Annotated in this window: 18 protein-coding genes and 1 tRNA gene; 11 read left to right on the top strand and 8 right to left on the bottom strand. The window is 46.8% G+C overall.

What is annotated here, in order from left to right:
• Positions 1 to 2 precede the first annotated feature (2 nt).
• From J0A67_RS21920 to J0A67_RS21895, 6 genes are all read left to right on the top strand, one after another.
• Complete coding sequence (locus J0A67_RS21920; protein WP_206571539.1) at positions 3 to 1,766, top strand: RagB/SusD family nutrient uptake outer membrane protein; 1,764 nt, start codon at positions 3 to 5, stop codon at positions 1,764 to 1,766.
• Between the two features lie 81 nt (positions 1,767 to 1,847).
• Complete coding sequence (locus tag J0A67_RS21915; RefSeq protein WP_206571538.1) at positions 1,848 to 2,690, top strand: endonuclease/exonuclease/phosphatase family protein; 843 nt, start codon at positions 1,848 to 1,850, stop codon at positions 2,688 to 2,690.
• 245 nt (positions 2,691 to 2,935) lie between these two features.
• Entirely contained in the window at positions 2,936 to 3,682 is a 747-nt protein-coding gene (locus J0A67_RS21910; RefSeq protein WP_206571537.1) for a hypothetical protein, read from the top strand.
• A 38-nt stretch (positions 3,683 to 3,720) separates the two neighbouring features.
• On the top strand, positions 3,721 to 4,755 hold the full coding sequence (locus tag J0A67_RS21905; RefSeq protein WP_206571536.1) for a sensor histidine kinase: 1,035 nt from the start codon (positions 3,721 to 3,723) through the stop codon (positions 4,753 to 4,755).
• A complete protein-coding gene (locus J0A67_RS21900) occupies positions 4,752 to 5,534 on the top strand; it encodes a LytR/AlgR family response regulator transcription factor (protein WP_206571535.1) in 783 nt (260 codons plus the stop codon). Before J0A67_RS21905 ends, J0A67_RS21900 begins: the two co-directional genes overlap by 4 nt.
• Before the next feature lie 396 nt (positions 5,535 to 5,930).
• Positions 5,931 to 6,437, top strand: coding sequence for a GNAT family N-acetyltransferase (locus tag J0A67_RS21895; protein WP_206571534.1), 507 nt, complete (start codon positions 5,931 to 5,933; stop codon positions 6,435 to 6,437).
• Here the strand turns inward: J0A67_RS21895 and J0A67_RS21890 are convergent.
• Entirely contained in the window at positions 6,434 to 7,243 is an 810-nt protein-coding gene (locus tag J0A67_RS21890) for an SDR family NAD(P)-dependent oxidoreductase (protein ID WP_206571533.1), read from the bottom strand. The two genes, J0A67_RS21895 and J0A67_RS21890, sit on opposite strands and share 4 nt — an antisense overlap.
• Before the next feature lie 553 nt (positions 7,244 to 7,796).
• On the opposite strand from J0A67_RS21890, the gene J0A67_RS21885 reads away from it, so the two are divergent.
• The 5 genes from J0A67_RS21885 (at position 7,797) to J0A67_RS21865 (ending at position 11,880) form a co-directional block, all read left to right on the top strand.
• Positions 7,797 to 8,243, top strand: a complete 447-nt coding sequence (locus J0A67_RS21885; protein ID WP_206571532.1) for a YdeI/OmpD-associated family protein — start codon at positions 7,797 to 7,799, stop codon at positions 8,241 to 8,243.
• Between the two features lie 73 nt (positions 8,244 to 8,316).
• A complete protein-coding gene (locus tag J0A67_RS21880; protein WP_206571531.1) occupies positions 8,317 to 8,730 on the top strand; it encodes a YybH family protein in 414 nt (137 codons plus the stop codon).
• 84 nt (positions 8,731 to 8,814) lie between these two features.
• Positions 8,815 to 9,225 (top strand): VOC family protein, encoded by a 411-nt coding sequence (locus J0A67_RS21875; RefSeq protein ID WP_206571530.1) that lies wholly within the window; start codon positions 8,815 to 8,817, stop codon positions 9,223 to 9,225.
• Positions 9,226 to 9,454: 229 nt separating this feature from the next.
• Positions 9,455 to 10,147 carry a ribose 5-phosphate isomerase A gene (rpiA, locus tag J0A67_RS21870; RefSeq protein WP_206571529.1) on the top strand — a complete coding sequence of 231 codons (693 nt, stop codon included), beginning with the start codon at positions 9,455 to 9,457 and terminating at the stop codon, positions 10,145 to 10,147.
• A 446-nt stretch (positions 10,148 to 10,593) separates the two neighbouring features.
• Positions 10,594 to 11,880: a CehA/McbA family metallohydrolase gene (locus J0A67_RS21865; RefSeq protein WP_206571528.1), complete on the top strand. Its 1,287-nt coding sequence runs from the start codon at positions 10,594 to 10,596 to the stop codon at positions 11,878 to 11,880.
• Between the two features lie 201 nt (positions 11,881 to 12,081).
• Here the strand turns inward: J0A67_RS21865 and J0A67_RS21860 are convergent, their stop codons facing one another.
• The 7 genes from J0A67_RS21860 to J0A67_RS21830 form a co-directional block, all read right to left on the bottom strand.
• Positions 12,082 to 12,507, bottom strand: coding sequence for a hypothetical protein (locus J0A67_RS21860; RefSeq protein WP_206571527.1), 426 nt, complete (start codon positions 12,505 to 12,507; stop codon positions 12,082 to 12,084).
• Positions 12,508 to 13,272: 765 nt separating this feature from the next.
• Positions 13,273 to 13,360, bottom strand: a tRNA-Ser gene (locus J0A67_RS21855).
• 93 nt (positions 13,361 to 13,453) lie between these two features.
• The gene (locus J0A67_RS21850; RefSeq protein ID WP_206571526.1) at positions 13,454 to 14,521 is read right to left on the bottom strand and encodes an asparaginase; all 1,068 of its coding nucleotides are present in this window, start codon (positions 14,519 to 14,521) and stop codon (positions 13,454 to 13,456) included.
• Positions 14,518 to 15,294 (bottom strand): TatD family hydrolase, encoded by a 777-nt coding sequence (locus tag J0A67_RS21845; protein ID WP_206571525.1) that lies wholly within the window; start codon positions 15,292 to 15,294, stop codon positions 14,518 to 14,520. The genes J0A67_RS21850 and J0A67_RS21845 overlap by 4 nt, the downstream gene beginning before the upstream one ends.
• Positions 15,291 to 16,397, bottom strand: a complete 1,107-nt coding sequence (locus J0A67_RS21840; protein WP_206571524.1) for a glycosyltransferase — start codon at positions 16,395 to 16,397, stop codon at positions 15,291 to 15,293. Before J0A67_RS21840 ends, J0A67_RS21845 begins: the two co-directional genes overlap by 4 nt.
• Complete coding sequence (locus J0A67_RS21835; protein ID WP_206571523.1) at positions 16,394 to 17,020, bottom strand: polysaccharide deacetylase family protein; 627 nt, start codon at positions 17,018 to 17,020, stop codon at positions 16,394 to 16,396. Before J0A67_RS21835 ends, J0A67_RS21840 begins: the two co-directional genes overlap by 4 nt.
• 3 nt (positions 17,021 to 17,023) lie before the next feature.
• Positions 17,024 to 18,235 carry a PP2C family protein-serine/threonine phosphatase gene (locus J0A67_RS21830; RefSeq protein ID WP_206571522.1) on the bottom strand — a complete coding sequence of 404 codons (1,212 nt, stop codon included), beginning with the start codon at positions 18,233 to 18,235 and terminating at the stop codon, positions 17,024 to 17,026.
• Positions 18,236 to 18,237 lie beyond the last annotated feature (2 nt).

Below are 18,237 nucleotides of genomic sequence, written 5' to 3'. Positions count from 1 at the left end.
TCATGAAGATATTTCACTACATAACATCACTTCTGATTCTCGCCGCTGTCACCTCCTGTAACCTGGACGAACTGCCGGTAGACACGGCCAGCAATGAAGCAATCTTCGGCTCAGCCAGCGGGCTGGAGCTTTACAGCAACTCTTTCTATGACATTCTGCCGGGTACGGACGTGGGCGTTTTTCAAGGCGACGATGTTTCTGACTTGGTTGCCCGAAACGGGGTAGACAATTATTTGGCTGTGAATGCCCTCAGCCCTATCACAAGTTCTGGATGGTCTTGGAGCCAATTGCGGAACATCAACTACTTCATCGAAAATGCTGAAAACAGCGAAGTAGCCCAGAAAAACCATTACATAGGTTTGGCGCGCTTTTTCAGAGCCTTGTTCTATTTCGACAAGGTGAAAAGATTCGGAGATGTGCCCTGGATTGACCAAACGATTGAGATCACGGACAGCGTCACGCTTTATGGACCAAGAGACGACAGATTTGAAGTGATGGATAAGGTGCTGGAAGATCTCAACTTTGCGATCGACAACATCACCTTGACCTCTGATGCCTCCTCCACCCGAATCACCAAAAATGTGGCTAGGGCCTACAAGACTAGAATCGCGCTTTATGAAGCTTCCTTCAGAAAGTACCACGCCGACTACGGGATGCAGAACACAGCCAATGCATGGTATGAGGAGGTTGTCAAAACGGCCAACGAGATCGACGGCTTCACCTTGCACAGAGGGGCAAACGCGGAGCGATCCTATCGCGAACTTTTTATCACGAAGACTCCTTTTGCTGACGAAACCATACTAGCCGTGGCCTTGGATGCAAGTCTACAGGTCTTCAGTTCAGCAAACAGGAGATTTATCAGCCCCACCTATGGCAACCGCCCAAGCTTGACACGGAATTTTGTAAACACCTACCTCAAATTGGACGGAACACCATTTACCGACGATCCCGCATACAAGACCACACCTTTTGTAGAAGAAGTCAAAAACAGGGATCTCCGTCTGAAGCAGACCATTCGCCTGGGTGACTATAACCGAACCGAAAACGGTGTGCCGGTAGTGGCTCCACCAAATTTCAACCAGACCTTCACGGGCTACCAACCAATCAAGTGGTGCTACGACGAGCGATTCCCTTATGATGATGAGAGCAGGAATGACAACGCCCACATTATCATGCGCTACGCAGAAGTATTGCTGAACAAAGCGGAAGCCTTGGCTGAGTTGGGCATGATGAACGCAAACGAGTGGGCATTGACCATCGGGACTCTTCGGCAGCGTGCTGGAATTACGGGGCCTACCTTGACTACCGTGCCATCCGTCGCAGACCCGTATTTGGTAGCCTACTATAAAGGCAAGTTTACCAACCCCATCTTGCTCGAAGTGTTGCGTGAGCGTGCCGTCGAGCTGGTTTTCGAGGGGCTTCGTCCTGACGACCTACGAAGATGGCACCTCGGAGAACTGTTTGCACAAGCACCAATGAACGGCATGTATGTTCCTGCGTTGGGAGAATATGACCTCAATGGCGACGGGGTCATGGACGTGTACTTCTACCAGGGTTCCAAGCCTACTTCTTCCAATCCGGCGATCGCCTTCGTTGACGTAAGCCCATCCACGGCTACTGGCAGAATCCAGCTTTCCAATGGGACATCCGGTGAAGTCATCTTCAACCCAGGAGTACGCGAGTGGTTGGATAAAAAATACCTCTATCCAATCCCAGAAACCGACCGAATCATCAACCCAGCACTGGGACAAAATCCTGGCTGGTAACAAAAACCGCTAAAAAATTTCAAATACCTTACAGAAGTTTTCCTCACAGAAAACTTCTGTATTGTTCCTAACCAAAACCAAATGAAAAGATATCTGATCGTAATTTTTGCCTTGACACTTTCGATTTCGGCTTTTGCACAGCAAAACCCAGAGATCAAGGTCTCTAGCTACAACCTCCGAATGGACACTCCAAAGGACAGCCTAAATGCATGGCCACTCCGAAAAGACAAAGTAAAGGCACTAATCCAGTACCACGATTTTGACATTATTGGTACCCAAGAGGGTTTTATCCACCAAATCAAGGGCTTACTTGAAATGCCGGGTTTTGCCTATGTTGGCGCTGGGCGTGATGATGGGAAATCCGCCGGTGAGCATTCCGCAATTTTGTATAAAACGGAGTTGTTTAAGCTGCTTGACTCGGGTAATTTCTGGCTGAGAGAGAATCCTGAGGAGCCGGGATTAGGATGGGATGCCACTTGTTGCAACCGAATCGCCTCTTGGGCTCTGTTCGAGGACAAAAGAACCGGAAAGGAATTTTATGTTTTCAATGCCCATTTTGACCATCAAGGCGTGGTCGCCAGAAGAGAGTCAGGAAAACTGATGGTGAAAAAAATCCAAGAAATCGCCAAAGACAAGCCTGTGATCTGCACTGGTGACTTCAACTCCACTCCCGACACCGAGCAGATTGTGAGTCTGTCAGCCTTATTGGGTGATGCCTACACCGTCACCAAAATGCCTCCCTATGGCCCAGTGGGCACCAGCAACGGTTTTAGATTTACGGCTCCGATGAAAAACAGGATCGATTACATCTTCGTTAGCAAAGACTTCGAAGTGTCGAAATACGCTGTATTGACGGACGCGCTGGATCAGCGCTATCCTTCCGACCACCTCCCAGTAGTAGCGACAGTGCATTTTGCGAAGTAAGCTGTAGCCGACGAATAAAAAAGAGGCTGTCTCGCGCTGATGTGCCCCCAAAAAGTCAAACACTTATTTGGGGGCATTTTTTTGTGTAAAAACAGAAATCATCATTTCGAATTCCAATTTTATTGTAGGGGTCGTTCTCATCATTCTTGGTTTGATCGGTTTTTTCCTTAGCTCATTTTTTTTTGGTCGGATCAAAACTGTGATCCCGACACCTTTGACTCATCATTTACCAAAAACCAAATCACATGAACAAGGAATTGATCTTTCTCCGCACCTTTGCTGCCTCCGCGGCTGTAGCTTCCAGCCTTTTATTTTTCTCATCCTTCAAAGGCTCAGGGTATCAGCAATTCGAATCCATCGATGTGCAAAGGATTAATGTTGTGGAAGCCGATGGTACCACCAAAATGATTATCACCAATGCGGGACTATTCCCTACGGGAAACGAAAAAATCAATGGTCGCCCGACTAATACGGAACGTAAAAAACGGGCTGGCATGCTATTCTTCAATGAGGACGGCATCGAAGCTGGAGGCTTGATTTATGATGGATCAAAGCGGGAAAATGGTCACAGTGCTGGGCTTTCGCTGACTTTTGATCAATATGATGGTGATCAGGTCATGCAGCTCCTGACAACCGACACACAGCGTGGCGAGGATCGGTTTGTAAGCTCCACCTTGGTATTTAATGACCGCCCGGCAAAAGAATCCCAAGAAAAAACTGCCGAAATCATGAACGAACTCAGGGAGCTCAGAAAATCTGACCCTGAGGCATTTAATGCAAAATACGCCGAATATCAAGCCCAGGAATTGATAGGAGGCTCGCCTAGAATCATGCTCGGCAAATCAAGAAGTCAAAACAACGGGCTATTTTTATTCGATGATCAGGGAAGGCCAAGGGCGATGTTTTACCTCGACAAGGATAACCAACCCAAACTGGAAGCCTTTGACGAAGCGGGAAATATTACCAGTTCCTGGCCAGCATCAGCAAATTAACATTACGGGGGAGCGATCCCCCTTTGTCTCCTATTCACATGAAGAAGTTGCTTGGCTCGCTGCAGATTAGCCCGATTTATCTGGGAGTAATTTTCACTTTTGCCTATTTGGAATCTATCCGGGCAAGGGTCACACCGGGACAGACTATCAACTGGTACATCCTGACTCCCGAGGCGGCTGCAGGCACACTCGTCAAGGCAATCCTTATCGCGTTCATCCTTCGCTTTGCCTTCAAAAGATACTATGGCGTTCTGGAATTTCCGATCAGAAAAAATGCTGCTTTTTCCGCTTTTGGGTTAGGATTGACAGCTTACCTGCTTGTTAGTAACGGGATGGCGATGGTGATCTCCATCCTGTTTGGCACTTGGGAGCGCAACTTCACCGATCAGATTCTGCTTTCGGTGAACTTCTCCTATCTTTTGGATTTCATCGTGTATGGTGGATTTTATCTGACTTACCTGCTTTTTCAGGAATATAAAAATCATCAGCAAAAACTTGCCGCCTATGAATTGGCGCTCTCGGACTCCAGATTTGCACAGCTCAAGCAACAGCTCAACCCTCATTTCCTCTTCAACAATCTCAATGTCCTAGACCAACTTATCGAGGAAAATCCCAAATCCGCCTCCCTGTTTCTGCAAAATTTTGCGGAGCTCTATCGATATCCTCTGGAAAAATCCAACAGTAAGCTGGTTAGCCTGAGCGAGGAAGTCGAATTTGCCAAAGCGTATTTTTCACTCATGAGCGAAAAATATGGTCAGTCCTATCTGATGGAAATCGACTCGGCAATCCCATCTGGCAAGGTGCCGCCTCTCACCCTTCAACTACTAATCGAAAATGCCGTCTTACATAATTTTGGCACCCCGGAACAGCCAGTTATCCTAAGCGTAAAAATGACCGACAAACTTGAAGTCAGTAACAATAGGATTCCTTTTATCAAACCGAAGCACCAAGGTGGAAAGGGACTTCAAAACCTAAGTGGACAATACGAGCTTCTGTCTGACCAACCGATCGAAATCATCCAAACCGAAGACAAGTTTACTGTCAAACTCCCGCTAATTCCCATAAACGAATGACCCAAGTACTTCTCTTAGAAGATGAAATTCCGGCGCAGAGGAAAATCCTGAAAATCATTGAGGAATTGGGGTTAGAAGTGAGCGTGGTGTCCACCTTGGATTCTGTCCAATCTGCCAAAAGTTTTTTTTCTTCTCCAAGAAAAATAGACCTCATCATCTCAGATATCGAGCTCAGGGATGGAAATGCATTTGAGATTTTCGAAGAATCAGAGATTCCCTGTCCGATTATATTCACCACGGCCTACAATCAATTTTGGATGCAGGCTTTTGAGACAAACGGAATTGCCTACCTGCTCAAACCATTTGGCGTTGAAAAGTTTAAGAGTGCTTGGGAAAAATTCGTTCGGCTGACCCAGCAACCGGAGGACCAATTCGTCCTAATCCAGCAGTTGAAAAAAATGATTTACGCCCCAATGCCTGACCGAATGGGAGCGAAATCCTTCAAGACCCGGCTCACCATTCCCAATGCTCGGGGCAATTACTTTGTCGAAATTGCTGAAGTGGTGTATTTCTATGCAGATCAGGGAGTGGTCTTTGGGGTAGATCAAACTGGAAAAAAACACCTGCTGAGGGAAGAAACTCTCAAAGAGCTCGAAGATCAACTTGACTCAAACCATTTTTTCCGAATCAACAGATCGCAGCTTATCCAAAAAAGATACGTCCTATCAACCGAGCGGTATTCCAAAAATTCGGTCGCACTCAAACTCAAAGGAATGCAGGGACACTTGATCTGCAGCCAGAGTCAGACTCCCTCGTTCGTATCCTGGATTGAACAATGACCAAAAATCCCGGAGATTTTCTACTCTCCCAAGCGTGGAATGCATCTACTTCGCATCGTCTTTTCGCCGTATCATCTTTTGCTCCGCGTCAATGATGAGTCGAAGGAAAGTCGAATAAACCATTGATGAAAAGGCAATGAAGGTATCTTTCTTTTCTATTTTTGAATACTTCGTCGATGACTAACAGTTCGGAAAAAAGGGGTCGAATTCGCAAGCTTCCGCGTTCTAGGCCTAGTGTTCGGGTTCTTCGGATTTATGAAGTACGATACACGCTCCGATAGCCATCGGCGTACGTGGTCTAATTGAACTCCAAGCGCCAATTATGATTCCGCTGGGCTTTTAAAAAAATGACCAGTTCAAACCTCTCGGTATCAATACCTGTATGCCAACAGAAAAATGATAACACTAAGACACGCTTCGACAGATGACCTTGAGCTACTCAAGTATTGGGATGCAAAGCAACATGTGATCGACTGTGACCCGGATGACGACTGGAATTGGGAAGAAGAATTATGCCGTGATCCGGAATGGAGGGAACAGCTGATAGCGGAACTGGATGGTGAACCCCTGGGCTTTTTGCAAATCATTGATCCCCATGCCGAAGAAACTCACTATTGGGGAGAAGTCGGGCAGGATAAAAGAGCTATTGATATTTGGATAGGCGAAGAAAGGAACCTGAACAAGGGGTACGGAACGACCATGATGAACCTCGCTGTGCAGCGGTGTTTTAGCAATCCTACCGTCAATGGTATTCTGATTGACCCTTTAAAGACCAACACCGACGCACATCGGTTTTATGAAAGGCTGGGATTTAAAAAGATCGAAGAAAGAGAGTTTAACGGAACCGCCTGTTATGTCTATGAATTGAAACGGGAGCAAGTGTTCAAGCTTGGTAAACGCTAGCTGACGAATGGAATTACTGGGATTTTATAATTTAATCCATTGGTTGTGCCCGCAGTGACATCGATCGTCACACCAGTGATCTTGCCTGCCAGATCCGAGGCGAGAAAGAGCGCCGCATTCGCAATGTCGGCCATCAAGGGCAACTGCTTCAGCATGGTGTCGTCTTCCAGTTTCCTAAGGAAGCTTTGCACCGCATCCTGATCATTGACCAGAGCATCCCGAAACGGCCGGGAGTCCGGAGATCCTGCCGATCGGATATTGACCACACGGACGTCATGCGGACCCAGCTCAATCGCCAGATCCCTTGAAAAGCCCTCGATCGCGCAGCATGCCGGGCCAAAGCCTCCCACGAGCGGGTATCCTACGCCACCGGGAGTAGCAGTGAGTGAAAGGATGACACCGGATCCTTGCTTTACCATGATCCTGCCTGCAGCGGTGGCGGTCAGAAACTGTGTTTGCATCGCAATGGTGACCGGTCGGACAAAATCGTCAAGGGACATGTCAATCAGTGGAATGTCCTGCGTATCCTGGATGCAAATGCCATTGAATGAAATATCAACGGTGCCGGTCACTGCCAGTACAGCCTCCAGGTGATCGGCAATTTCCCTTTCATTTAAGGCATCAACTTCTGCGGCTTCGGCTTTTCCGCCGGCTGCGATAATTTCATTCGCCACTTTTTTTACTTTCTCAAGTGAACGGCCGGTCAGAAAAACGCGGGCGCCTTCCCTGGCAAAGGCACGGGCAAATGCTCCAGCCATTGAATCGGAGACGCCATAGAGGACGGCATTTTTATTTTTCAGAAGCATAACTATGTTTTTTATGTTTATCCGACATTGCCAAAGATTAGCAAGGTTTGATGCTGGCCTCTGGCAAATCCCCCCTTCCCAAATGGGCTAAGGGGATATAAATCTCAATTTGAAATCAAATTTTGTAGATACCTGCAACATTCCGAATAATCACATTTTTGATTGTAAACCTATTCTGTTCCAAACTATTAACGCGGTTGCGAACACGGCATTTTAGCGGGGTAATTGCGGCAGACATATGAGTTGCTAGCGTGCCTCGGAAACTGGAGCATTCAGAATCTTCCCTCAACAGGACGCTCATGCCCTAGTGGTATCGCGCCCAACGACATACCGGCTTAGCTAACCGCCGGCAATTGAAGAATTGTGTCGCAAACCGCCTTGAATTTGTCGTTTAGACAACTCAATTTCAGACATACTCCTGATACTTTTATGATGGACTAGAGCTGGAAGACGAAAGCGTTATCAAATCGAGCATGACCCCTAAGTCACACAGAAGGAGGATTATCAGCCAAGTGCGATTCCATGTGCCCTTTTAAAATCAAATTATAAACAGATGAAATTCAAGACAACTATTTTTCAAAAAGGAAACAACTTGGGAATCGAGGTTCCCGAAACTGTCATCGAGCAATTGGGGGCGGGTAAACGGCCGCCTGTCTTGGTTGAAATCAAAAACTACTCCTACAAAAGCACCGTGGGGGTAATGGAAGGTAAACTCCTCATTCCGCTAAGCAGCGGGCATCGTAAAAATGTCCAAGTGGAAGGCGGCGAGACTGTTGAAGTCAATCTCGAACTGGACAGTCAACCACGAACCGTAGCACTTCCTGAGACCTTGGCAGAAAGGCTAAAGGCCAATGAAACGGCAAAAGAGTTTTTTGACACACTGGCTCCAAGTAGTAAAAAGAAGATTGTTGCCTTGATAGAATCCGCCAAGACCGAAGAGACGCTAACCAAGCGGCTTGAAAAAATCATGGCGGACTTAAATCAAAAGATCAGACCCTGATATCGGCCTAGAACGTGGGTTAGAATCGAAGTATGCATTGCAAAATAATCCATCTAAGAATAGAAACCGACTTATGGAAATCGAAGACTTTTTCAAAATTTATCAAAAATCTGCCTGGGACAAGGACGCCTCAGCTATGATCGATCTTTACGATGAGCATGCCCTTATCTTCGATATGTGGGATCAGGGTTACGTCTCGAATCCTTCAGAATGGCGCAAAATCATTACAGATTGGCTTGGTACGCTAGGCGAAGAAAAAGTAAAAGTTGAATTCGAAATGGTGAAAATCCATCAATCAGGCAATGTGGGATTTGCGAGTGCCTTAATTCAGTTTCAGGCAATTTCAGGGGATGGTACTGTTTTAAGAAGTATGAGGAATCGGATATCCCTCGGATTCTCAAAAATTGAAGACGGATGGAAGGTGATCCATCAGCATACCTCAGCGCCGATCAGTTCAGATGGGCTGACTGCACTATTGGAAATCTAGGTTAGGTCAAGGACTCGATGATTTCGGATTGACTGGAATCGAGAACTCAGATCACTGAAAATTTTACCGCAAAAAATGAACACCATGAAAGCTGACCCATCGATGAAACTTGATATCTATATCAACTATCCCGGACATTGCGAGCAAGCATTCCGGTTTTACGAGGAGCATCTCGGCGGAAAGATAGTCCTGATGATGCCCCATCCCCAACCGCCTCCCCACTTTCCGAAGGAATGGGAGCGACCTATCCTTCATGCAATCATCGAGATCGGCGGTACTTTGGTCAGAGGGGCAGACGTGGTGAATGCCGAGCCCATGAGAAGCGCCTATTTGACGCTTAGGATTGATACGCCGGAGAAATCAGAAGAAGTCTATAAGCTGCTTTCCACGGATGGCGAAATCTTTATGAAGCTGGAAAAGACCTTCTTTGCCAATCGTTTTGCTATGCTCCGTGATAAGTTTGGTACCTCATGGATGTTGCTTAATGAAGAATAGAAGAGGCTTTTCGGCCCTGAGTGTAGTTTGACCTTGGGCTAGGTGTATTTTGCAAAACGCCTTCAAATCAACAAACGAATTTGCATTCGGCTAAAAACCGGGCTGCCTAAAATTCATAACTTCCTCGCAAGAGCATTTGAATCAGCCTTATCAAGGGTAAGGCGAATCACCCGATCAATACCATGTGGGGGCTTTAGTTAAATGATACGTAAATCATTAAAATTCGGAAATGGATAACGCAGCACTTGGGCTGAAATGGGCTAAGGAAATCTCCAATCGAAAGGAAAAAGAACGCATCGCCCAATTAGTCGCTCTCAGGGCGATTGATGGCGAAACGATAGGCGCCGGCTCGGGATCTACTTCTTTTTTAACCGTACTGGCATTGGGTGAGCGGGTAGAAAACGTGGGAATTTCCATCAAGATCGTTCCAACTTCCATTGAAATCGAACTGGCAGCCCATGCAGTAGGTTTGAACGTAATTTCATCCTTGGATAGGATGGTGGATTGGTGCTTTGACGGGGCGGACGAAGTAGACCCATCTGGCCGATTGATCAAGGGTCGAGGAGGAGCATTGCTACGTGAGAAGGCAGTTTTCAGGGCCTCCAAAAAAATCGTTTTGGTGGCGGATGCTTCCAAAGACGTCAAAAGGCTGGGTGAGAAACATCCCGTTCCGGTGGAAGTAGACCCCCAATGGGTGAGGCGGGTATTTGGCGATATTTCCAAAATGTCCAATGTAGCCGAAGTAATGCTGAGAATGGCCGTAAACAAAGACGGACCGGTTATCACTGAAAGGGGAAATCTGCTCCTGGATGTCCGGATGAACAAAATAGAGGAAGGTGATGAAGAACGATTGATGAAGATGCCCGGTGTATGTGAAACCGGTATTTTTTCGGGGTTTGAGTTTGAGAGGATCATGGGATAACCCCCTCTTCAATGGCTCTTTGCGCCTAGTCTATCCTGCATTCAGGCAGTCGACAAAGTATCGATTGGATGTTTTTCAGCGGTCCATAAACAGACAATGCCAGTCACCGATTGATCTTCACGGGAACGTTCCTCTCATTCACGCCCTCCTTGTGTACTTGTCCTTATTCCAAACCTGTCCCAAAGATTTGGGGATGCTCACTATGCTATAGATGGATTCTCACTATTGGGCGCTGTTGATTGCAGCTTTTTGTTAAATGAAATTTAACCTACCTGTAAAACCGCCCATTTAAAATTTCTTTTCCTTTGCCGACAGAAATCAATGGGCAAAACCATCGCTCACCAATCCAGACATCGGAACCCTTCCCGCTAAACAAATTAGGAACAGGCATACCAGCTTCCTTCGTCCGGCGAAGGATAAACCTATTGAAAAACACCTATTCACCTATGAACCAGCCAGCAGAATTCGCCCAAAAAAAATGCAATGGATTTTTTTCAATCAGTGAGAAATTGAAAAGCAAATTCAGCGCAAGCATAGGGAGCATTAGTCTCCTGATTAGTCTCTTTAGCATTGCTGGAATGGGTGATACCTGGGGACAGAGCTTTAGCTATAATCCTTGGGAAGCTAAAAAGCCGGCACCTTTACCAGCACCTGCCAGTATTTTCGAGGGATTCTGGCTATCGGGCGATTTGCATTTACATTCCCGTCATAGCAAAGAATCCACCAATAACCCCTTGCCTAAGATTTTTGCCTTTGCAGAATCTATGGGAATGAGCTTTATATGCGTGACTGATCATGACAATCATGTGCAAGGGGATGTGGCCAACCATACCTGGGCAGATCCTGATTTCAAATCAGATTCACTGATTCTTTTATATGGAGCAGAATGGACTACAACGCGGGGGCATGGGAACACATTTTCAGCAACACCTTACGATCATCGGCTTTTTTACCATGTCCGTGATCAGCGAGACACTTTAATCGGACGAGTGAAAAATGAGATGGGCATACATTTGTCGGCCAATCATCCAAGCGGAAAAGATCATTTTGGCTACTCTTATGATATTATTAATTCTATAGAAGTATGGAATTCTGCCTTATGGGAGAAAAATGTGGAAGCAATCATGATTTGGGATGATATGCTTTCTTCTGGGCGAATGATCACTGGACGGGGAGGAAGTGATGCCCATCATGGCTATCCTGACAGTCCTGAAGAGGCTACAAAAAACACTCCTGAACGCGATTTCAATTATATAGGTACCCCTACTACTTGGGTTTTTGCAAGTGAAAAGTCGGGGGAAGCAGTGGTAGATGCGTTGACCAATGGACGAGTTTCCATCTCGGTGAATCCCAAATCCCCCAGAGTAGAGTTTTATGCTGATCTGAATGAAGATGGACTAATGGACATGATGATGGGAGACAATGCCCATGCTCCAGGACATCCGGTTAAATTCAGGGTGAAATTGGCAGGAACTACCCTCCTTGATTCAACATACACGATCAAGGTAATCAAAAACGGTAGGGAATTTGAAACCATAGAAGCTGCTGGAAAGGGCAAGGAGATTCAAGTTGAATTTTCGGATACGCCGGAGGAAATCGGGAGGACGTATTATAGAATTGCGGTGGAGGGAACGCCTACACCTTTCCCGGAGGTACCGAACTCTATGGGTATCAGTAAAAATAGGGTTGGATTGTCTAATCCTATTTATTTCAATTTTGATCCGGAATTCTGATTCGATGTTTTCGTGTTTGGCCAAGTTAGGTCAGTGCAAGCCAACTGGGTCCAGAAATTCTTTTATCCACTTTTAGGGATATTGTCCGGGATGGTGTCCGAAACTCAGAAACTTTTCCTAGCGGAACAGCTCGCGTGGAATCTTCGTACTAACTAATTAGGCAAAAAAGATCGAAACTTAACTGTCTCGATCTTTCAAAAATTATTTTTTCTTGGATTTTTTCTTCTTTTGGGCAGCTATCTTCTTTGCTTTTTTTTCCTTCAACTTTTTTTGAGCCTTCTCTTTCTTCTTTTTTTCCTTTTTCTTTTTCTCTGCCTTCTTCTTAGCCTTTTTATCCTTTTCCTTCTTTTTATCGTTTTCCTCTTCCTTTTTATTTTTGATTTTCTCGCTCAGTTTTTTTGAGTCTTTGGACTTCTTTTTATTGGACCCTTTCGTTTTCTTATGCGACTTCACTGATTTCCCATTATTTCCCGCATGATTACTATTCTTGGTACCCGCATCTTCTTTTATTTCAGAAGTGACATTTGAAGAAGCGTCATCTTGAACTTCTGGTTGTTTTGTTTCTTGAATACCTAGCTCCGTATTTTTAGTATCTGCCATTTCAATTTTCTTTTTTAACTGTTTCACTGTTAACAAATTGTTAGGCAAATGTAGATAGTCGAGGCCGGAAGGTAATGTTAAGTTTTCATTTAGGCCAAAAACTTAACATTGGAAAATGCAGCCTTTCTCAAAACCTGAAGTTGTACCAGGGAAAATATCTAAAAACTCACCTCTTCTTGGATCTACCTCCCTAGATGTCCTCAATCCGCTCGAAGCACTGAGTGAAGATTATCCACCCTACTGCAAGCTGGCCCAAGACTAAAATCTTTCACAGAAAGAATTCATATGTTTATAATCTGTTTTTTTAAGGCCATATGGAATGCCCTAGATTATCATCCCTCAGTGCATGAAGCCATTAACATGGGCATTTCTTGACGACTTTTCCTCCGCAATCCTGTAGGGCAAGCCCAGGGAGAAGGAGCTTGCGCAGCTGTGAATTGTCCTATAGTCGCATCGCACAAAATGTAATGTTGTGAAAGATGATCAAGATTATAAGCATGTCAAGCGCACTCAGCTGGATTACAGTTATGCTTTTTGGCTATCGGTGGCTTCAGAGATGGAGCGGGTGTAATTGGGGATAAAAGGTACGGATGAGAATGCATCGGATTGACACCCGGATACTCTATCATCTTATCCAGGACGAGCTCAGGGGTTGGGATAGGGACCGTTTGATTGCCATTCTCAAGGCAAAAGGTCTTCCCAATGATATTCCAGATCGAAACTGATTTCGATACTGTACCAAAAAACAAAACCCTAACTCACCTAAAAAAGGTAAGTTAGGGCTATAGCTTGCAGAGAGGAAGGGATTCGAACCCTCGATACCCTTTTGGAGTATACACACTTTCCAGGCGTGCTCCTTCAACCACTCGGACACCTCTCTAGGTTGATTTTCCGACCCTTTTTCTGAATCGGAGTGCAAAGAAAATTATTATTCCTCCCGAATCCAAACCCTTCAGCAGATTTCCGGGAAAAATCAAGCAGTAATCTCTCCTGCCAGGGATTGGGTCAGCTTGAGGCATATTTCCTCACGGGTGTAATTCTGCCCCAGGAGAAACATCAATTTGGTCACCGCTGCCTCTGTGGTCATGTCCGCCCCGCTGACCACGCCTACGGCGAGTAGTTCTTTGGAGGTCTCATACCTTCCCTGGATCACCCGGCCGCCATTGCACTGGGACACATTGAGAATGATTAGACCTTTTTTTATGGCTCGCTCCAGGGACTTCATAAACCAAGCTTCGGAGGGGCTATTTCCAGAACCGTAGGTCTCCAGCACAACTCCGCGCAAGCCGTCGATCTTGAAACAGGCATCCATGATTTTGTCAGTGATTCCCGGGAAAAGCTTCAGCACCATCACCCGGTTGTCGAGATGGCTCATCTTTACCAATTTCTTGTGCGGTTCGTATGGACGGATCGCATTGGTATTGTAGTCGATTACTATGCCAGCTTCCGCGAGACTGGGGTAGTTTTCCGACTCAAATGCATCAAAGTGAATGCTCTGCACCTTTTTCGATCGATTACCACGAAGCAACATGTGGTTGAAAAAGATGCAAACCTCCGGCACGATCGGGCGGCCTCCCATTTTCGCCGTAGCAATTTCGAGCGAGGTCATCAGGTTTTCACGCGCATCTGATCGCATTGCGGAAATCGGCAATTGGGCTCCCGTAAAGATTACCGGCTTATTCAGGCCATGGAGCATATAGCTCATCATTGACGCAGAATAGGCCATGGTATCCGTGCCGTGAAGCACGACGAAGCCATCGTAGCTATCGTAGTTTTCGTAGATGATATAGGACATATCCATCCAGTGGCGCATGGACACATTGGAGGAATCAATAGGCTCAGGAAAGGAAATCACCGTAATGGCGATATCCATATTGGAAAGGATGGGGATCTTCTCCAGAATCTGTCCAAAGTTGAAGGGAACGAGCGAACCAGACTCGTCGTAGGCCATCCCGAGAGTACCTCCGGTATAAATGATCAGTACAGAGGCTGTTTTGGCTGTCTTAAGCCCCGTGTTTAGGCGGACTATTTTATAATTCATACTGTGATTTCCTTGAATAAATTCAGCGCGTTGGCCTTGGTCACCAATGCCACTTCGCTCGCCGAGGTCTGGAGTAGGTCTCCCACACGCTGCGCAATGGCTGGCAAGTAAGCAGGGGTATTCCTTTTGCCGCGGTGAGGCACAGGAGCCAGATAGGGCGCATCTGTTTCCAAAACCAAATGTTCAGGACCGACAAATGGAACAACGGCGTCTAGCCCCCCATTTTTGTAAGTGGCGACTCCGCCTATTCCCAACAGGAATCCCAACTTGACAATCTTTTGCGCTTGCTCCAACGTGCCCGTAAAACAATGGAAAACACCGGAAAGAGTTCCATCTTGGGCTTTTTCGATGATTTCGATAGTCTCATCGATGGATTCCCTGCAATGCAGAACCACCGGAAGGTTGTGTTTTTTCGCCCATCCCAGCTGGATATTCAGCGCCTCTTTTTGGATTTCGAAGGTGGTTTTGTCCCAATAAAGATCGGTACCGATCTCCCCCACTGCCGCAAAGGACCGCTTGCCCAGCCAATCCTCCATTACGTAAAGTTGCTGCTCAAAACCCTCCTGGACATCGCAAGGGTGAAGGCCCATCATGGGAATACAAAGGTCTCCATAACGGGACTCGCATTCCAGCATTCGGTCGATGGTTTCGACATCCACATTGGGCATGTAGATCCGCTCGATGCCAGCTTCCCTGATCTCTTCGATGACCTGGTCACGGTCCGCGTCAAACTTCGTGGAATAAATGTGGGCGTGGGTATCGATCAGGTTCATGGGTAACTACGGGACTTCCAGTGTACTTTGGAGGGCCAAAAGTAATAAAGAATCGTCAGGCTCAGACTTGCAATCTGGTAAAAATCAAAGAAAATCAAAGGGGAGAGCCTAATCTTTTCTCCTGCTCTATGGGCAAAAAATCGCAGAAATGACGATTGGCAAACTACCTTCAAAAACCATATCGCCAATCCGAGTTTCCACTCAAGCAGAAGAAGTGCAAGAACTGCGGGAAAGAACAAAAACTGAATCCCCATCAGGGCTTTCCAAGCCAGAGAAAGTGTCGCTGCCCCAGTCACCCAGCGTTTCCGCTGGCTAAGCAGGGAAGCCCAGCCTTCTTCCGCTTTTGTTTTCACCAGAAAGTCACTCGAAACCTGTTGATGAAGTTTATATCCGGCGCGCAAAACGGATCGGGAAATCTCCAGATCCTCGGTGACTGAGGACTTGATGCCCTCGAAGCCTCCACTACCAAAGTAGGCCTCCCGACTGATGATCATATTGTTCCCCAAGCCCGTTGTCGGAAGTCCCAAGTCGGTGACCGCCTTGACGATGCCAAGCGTATTCCACCATTCCAGCTCCTGCATCTTGGCAAAAAAACCAGGCCCCTTCACCTGCGTGACTCCAATTACGATCCCAATACCGTCTTCAAAACTCCCAATTCCCTCCTTGACCCAAGATTCCGGGACCTCACAGTCGGCATCTGTAAAAAAGAACAAATCCCCGATCGCTTCTTTGGCAACAATGGCCAAGGCATTGGCTTTTCCATTGCTTTGGAATCTTCCCACCTGATCCGCCCCAATGGAAATCAACCTTCGATTCGGTCGCCCCTTGCTCCAGTCAGCAATCAGCCCGGCAGTAGCATCCTCACTTTGATCATCCGCGATGAGGATTTCCAATTTATCCGCGGGATAGTTGAGCCGATCAAGACTTTTGAGGAGCTTTGGCAGTGACTTCTCCTCGTTTCTCGCCGCTATTAGAATGGATACCCTCGGAAAAGGGATAGGCCTGCTCGAACGCTGTTTCCAATTTACTCTTAACAAAATCCGCAAAAGCAGATACTGCACGATCAGCATTCCAGCAAAGCTCCCCAGTACGGCCGCGCTCATAGCAACGCAGTTTCAAAGCCCATTTCCACCAAAAAATCAAGGTATACCGGAAGTACTTTTGGAAGTACATCCTGGGTCTTTTGCTGGTCATGAAAGACGACTATACTTCCCGCACGGGTATTTGCCATGGTTTTGTCCCTAATTCTCGACGGGGGAAGAGACAAATCATAATCTCCCGAAAGCACATTCCACATCAAAACCTTTTTGGATTTAAGGATTGATTTTGCCTGCGGGCCGGTGATCAATCCATAGGGGGGACGAAATAGATTCGTTTGGATACCGATTTTCTGCCCGACAGTTTCATCAAAAGCCCGAACATTTTGGAGGTATTCGCCAGCTGGGGTTTTCCAACCGTTGAGATGGTTGAGGGTATGATTGCCGATCCCGTGCCCCGCGTCCACCACCTCCATTGCCAAGCTTTGATGTTTGCGAACGTTGTCCCCCACCATGAAAAAAGTGGCTTTTTGCCCCCTTTTCTCGAGTTCGTTCAAGACATAGTCAGTGGCACCTGGCACCGGCCCATCGTCAAAGCTCAGAAAAACCCGATTTCCCGAGGGATCCCCCCTCCAGATTCGTTTTGGAAACAGCAATTGAACGGCGCGTGGAACGGTATGCCAAACCATGCCTTAGGTGAATCTAAGGCTGAGCAAGGTCAGGTCATCCCGAAGCGGAACGTCCTGGGTGAAAGCTTTCATTTGTTCAAAAAAGCCCGAATGAAAGTCCTCCGGATTCACGCAAAGATGTGAATCCACATAGCTGCGGAATCTATCCTCCCCAAATTCCTCTTCTTCAGAATTCATCGCCTCGGTCAGTCCGTCGGTGTAAAGGTGGATGGTGAAGTGGTCCAGATCCATCCGCTCCCCAATCTCCAAAAAAGGCAATTCCTCGAAAGCTCCAAGGATGGTCGTCCCAGCCTCTAGCAGCTCTGTACGCGAAGACTTTTCCCGACACAGGATAGGTGGATTGTGGCCCGCATTCACGAAGCGAAGCCGCTTGCTTTTGTAGTCGTACTCACCGAGGAAAAAGGTGATAAAACGCTCTCCCTTGGTGTTTTCGATGAGTGTATGGTTGAGCTGATGGATGATCACGTCAAAATCCGCATCGGTTCTGAGGAGTGTCCTGAGTGCCGCCTGAAAATTGGACATAAGTAGCGCCGCTGCGATCCCTTTGCCCGACACGTCCGCGATGCAGAAATACACTTTGTCCTCGCCCTTTCTGATCAGATCATAGTAGTCCCCGCCCACCATGCTGTGGGGATAGTAGGTCACTGTCGCTTTGAGTTCTTCGGTGTTCGGCAGTGAGTCAGGAAAAAGCATCTGCTGAACTTGCGAAGCGATCGCCACTTCCCGGTTGAGTACCTCCTGTTGCAGCTGCTTTCGCGCAAAACGCTTGTTTTCCAGCGCCACCACCAGAATATTGGCCAGGGCTTGGGTGAAATCCAGATCCAGCTCCGTGTCGGTGGATTTCCTCTTCAGGAAAAGGATGGCCAGCATCTTATCCTTATGATATACCGGCAAGTAGGTTTCCAATTCATCGAAACTGTATTCATCGCTCAGCTGTATCATGAGCTGTCCAGTCTCTTTTTGGTCATTGACCTGGTCGGTGCTGAGAGACAAGGGCACTTTGCCCTTTACCCCGTGGGAGATTTTTCTCTCAAAGGCTTCATCCTTGTAGACATAGAGGATCAAGGCCTTGATGTCCAAATGTACCAGACAGGTAAATTTGAAAATGTTCACCAAGACCGTTTCGGGCTGATTTTCATTGATCGCCTGGGTGATCTCCAAGAGAGCTTTCAGCTCTAGTCCTTTCCGTTCGTATTTGTAGGTTTCGTCTATCAAGG

This window comes from Algoriphagus aestuariicola (assembly GCF_017254835.1).
Taxonomy (GTDB): domain Bacteria; phylum Bacteroidota; class Bacteroidia; order Cytophagales; family Cyclobacteriaceae; genus Algoriphagus; species Algoriphagus aestuariicola.
This window is presented reverse-complemented; position numbering and strand designations above follow the sequence as displayed.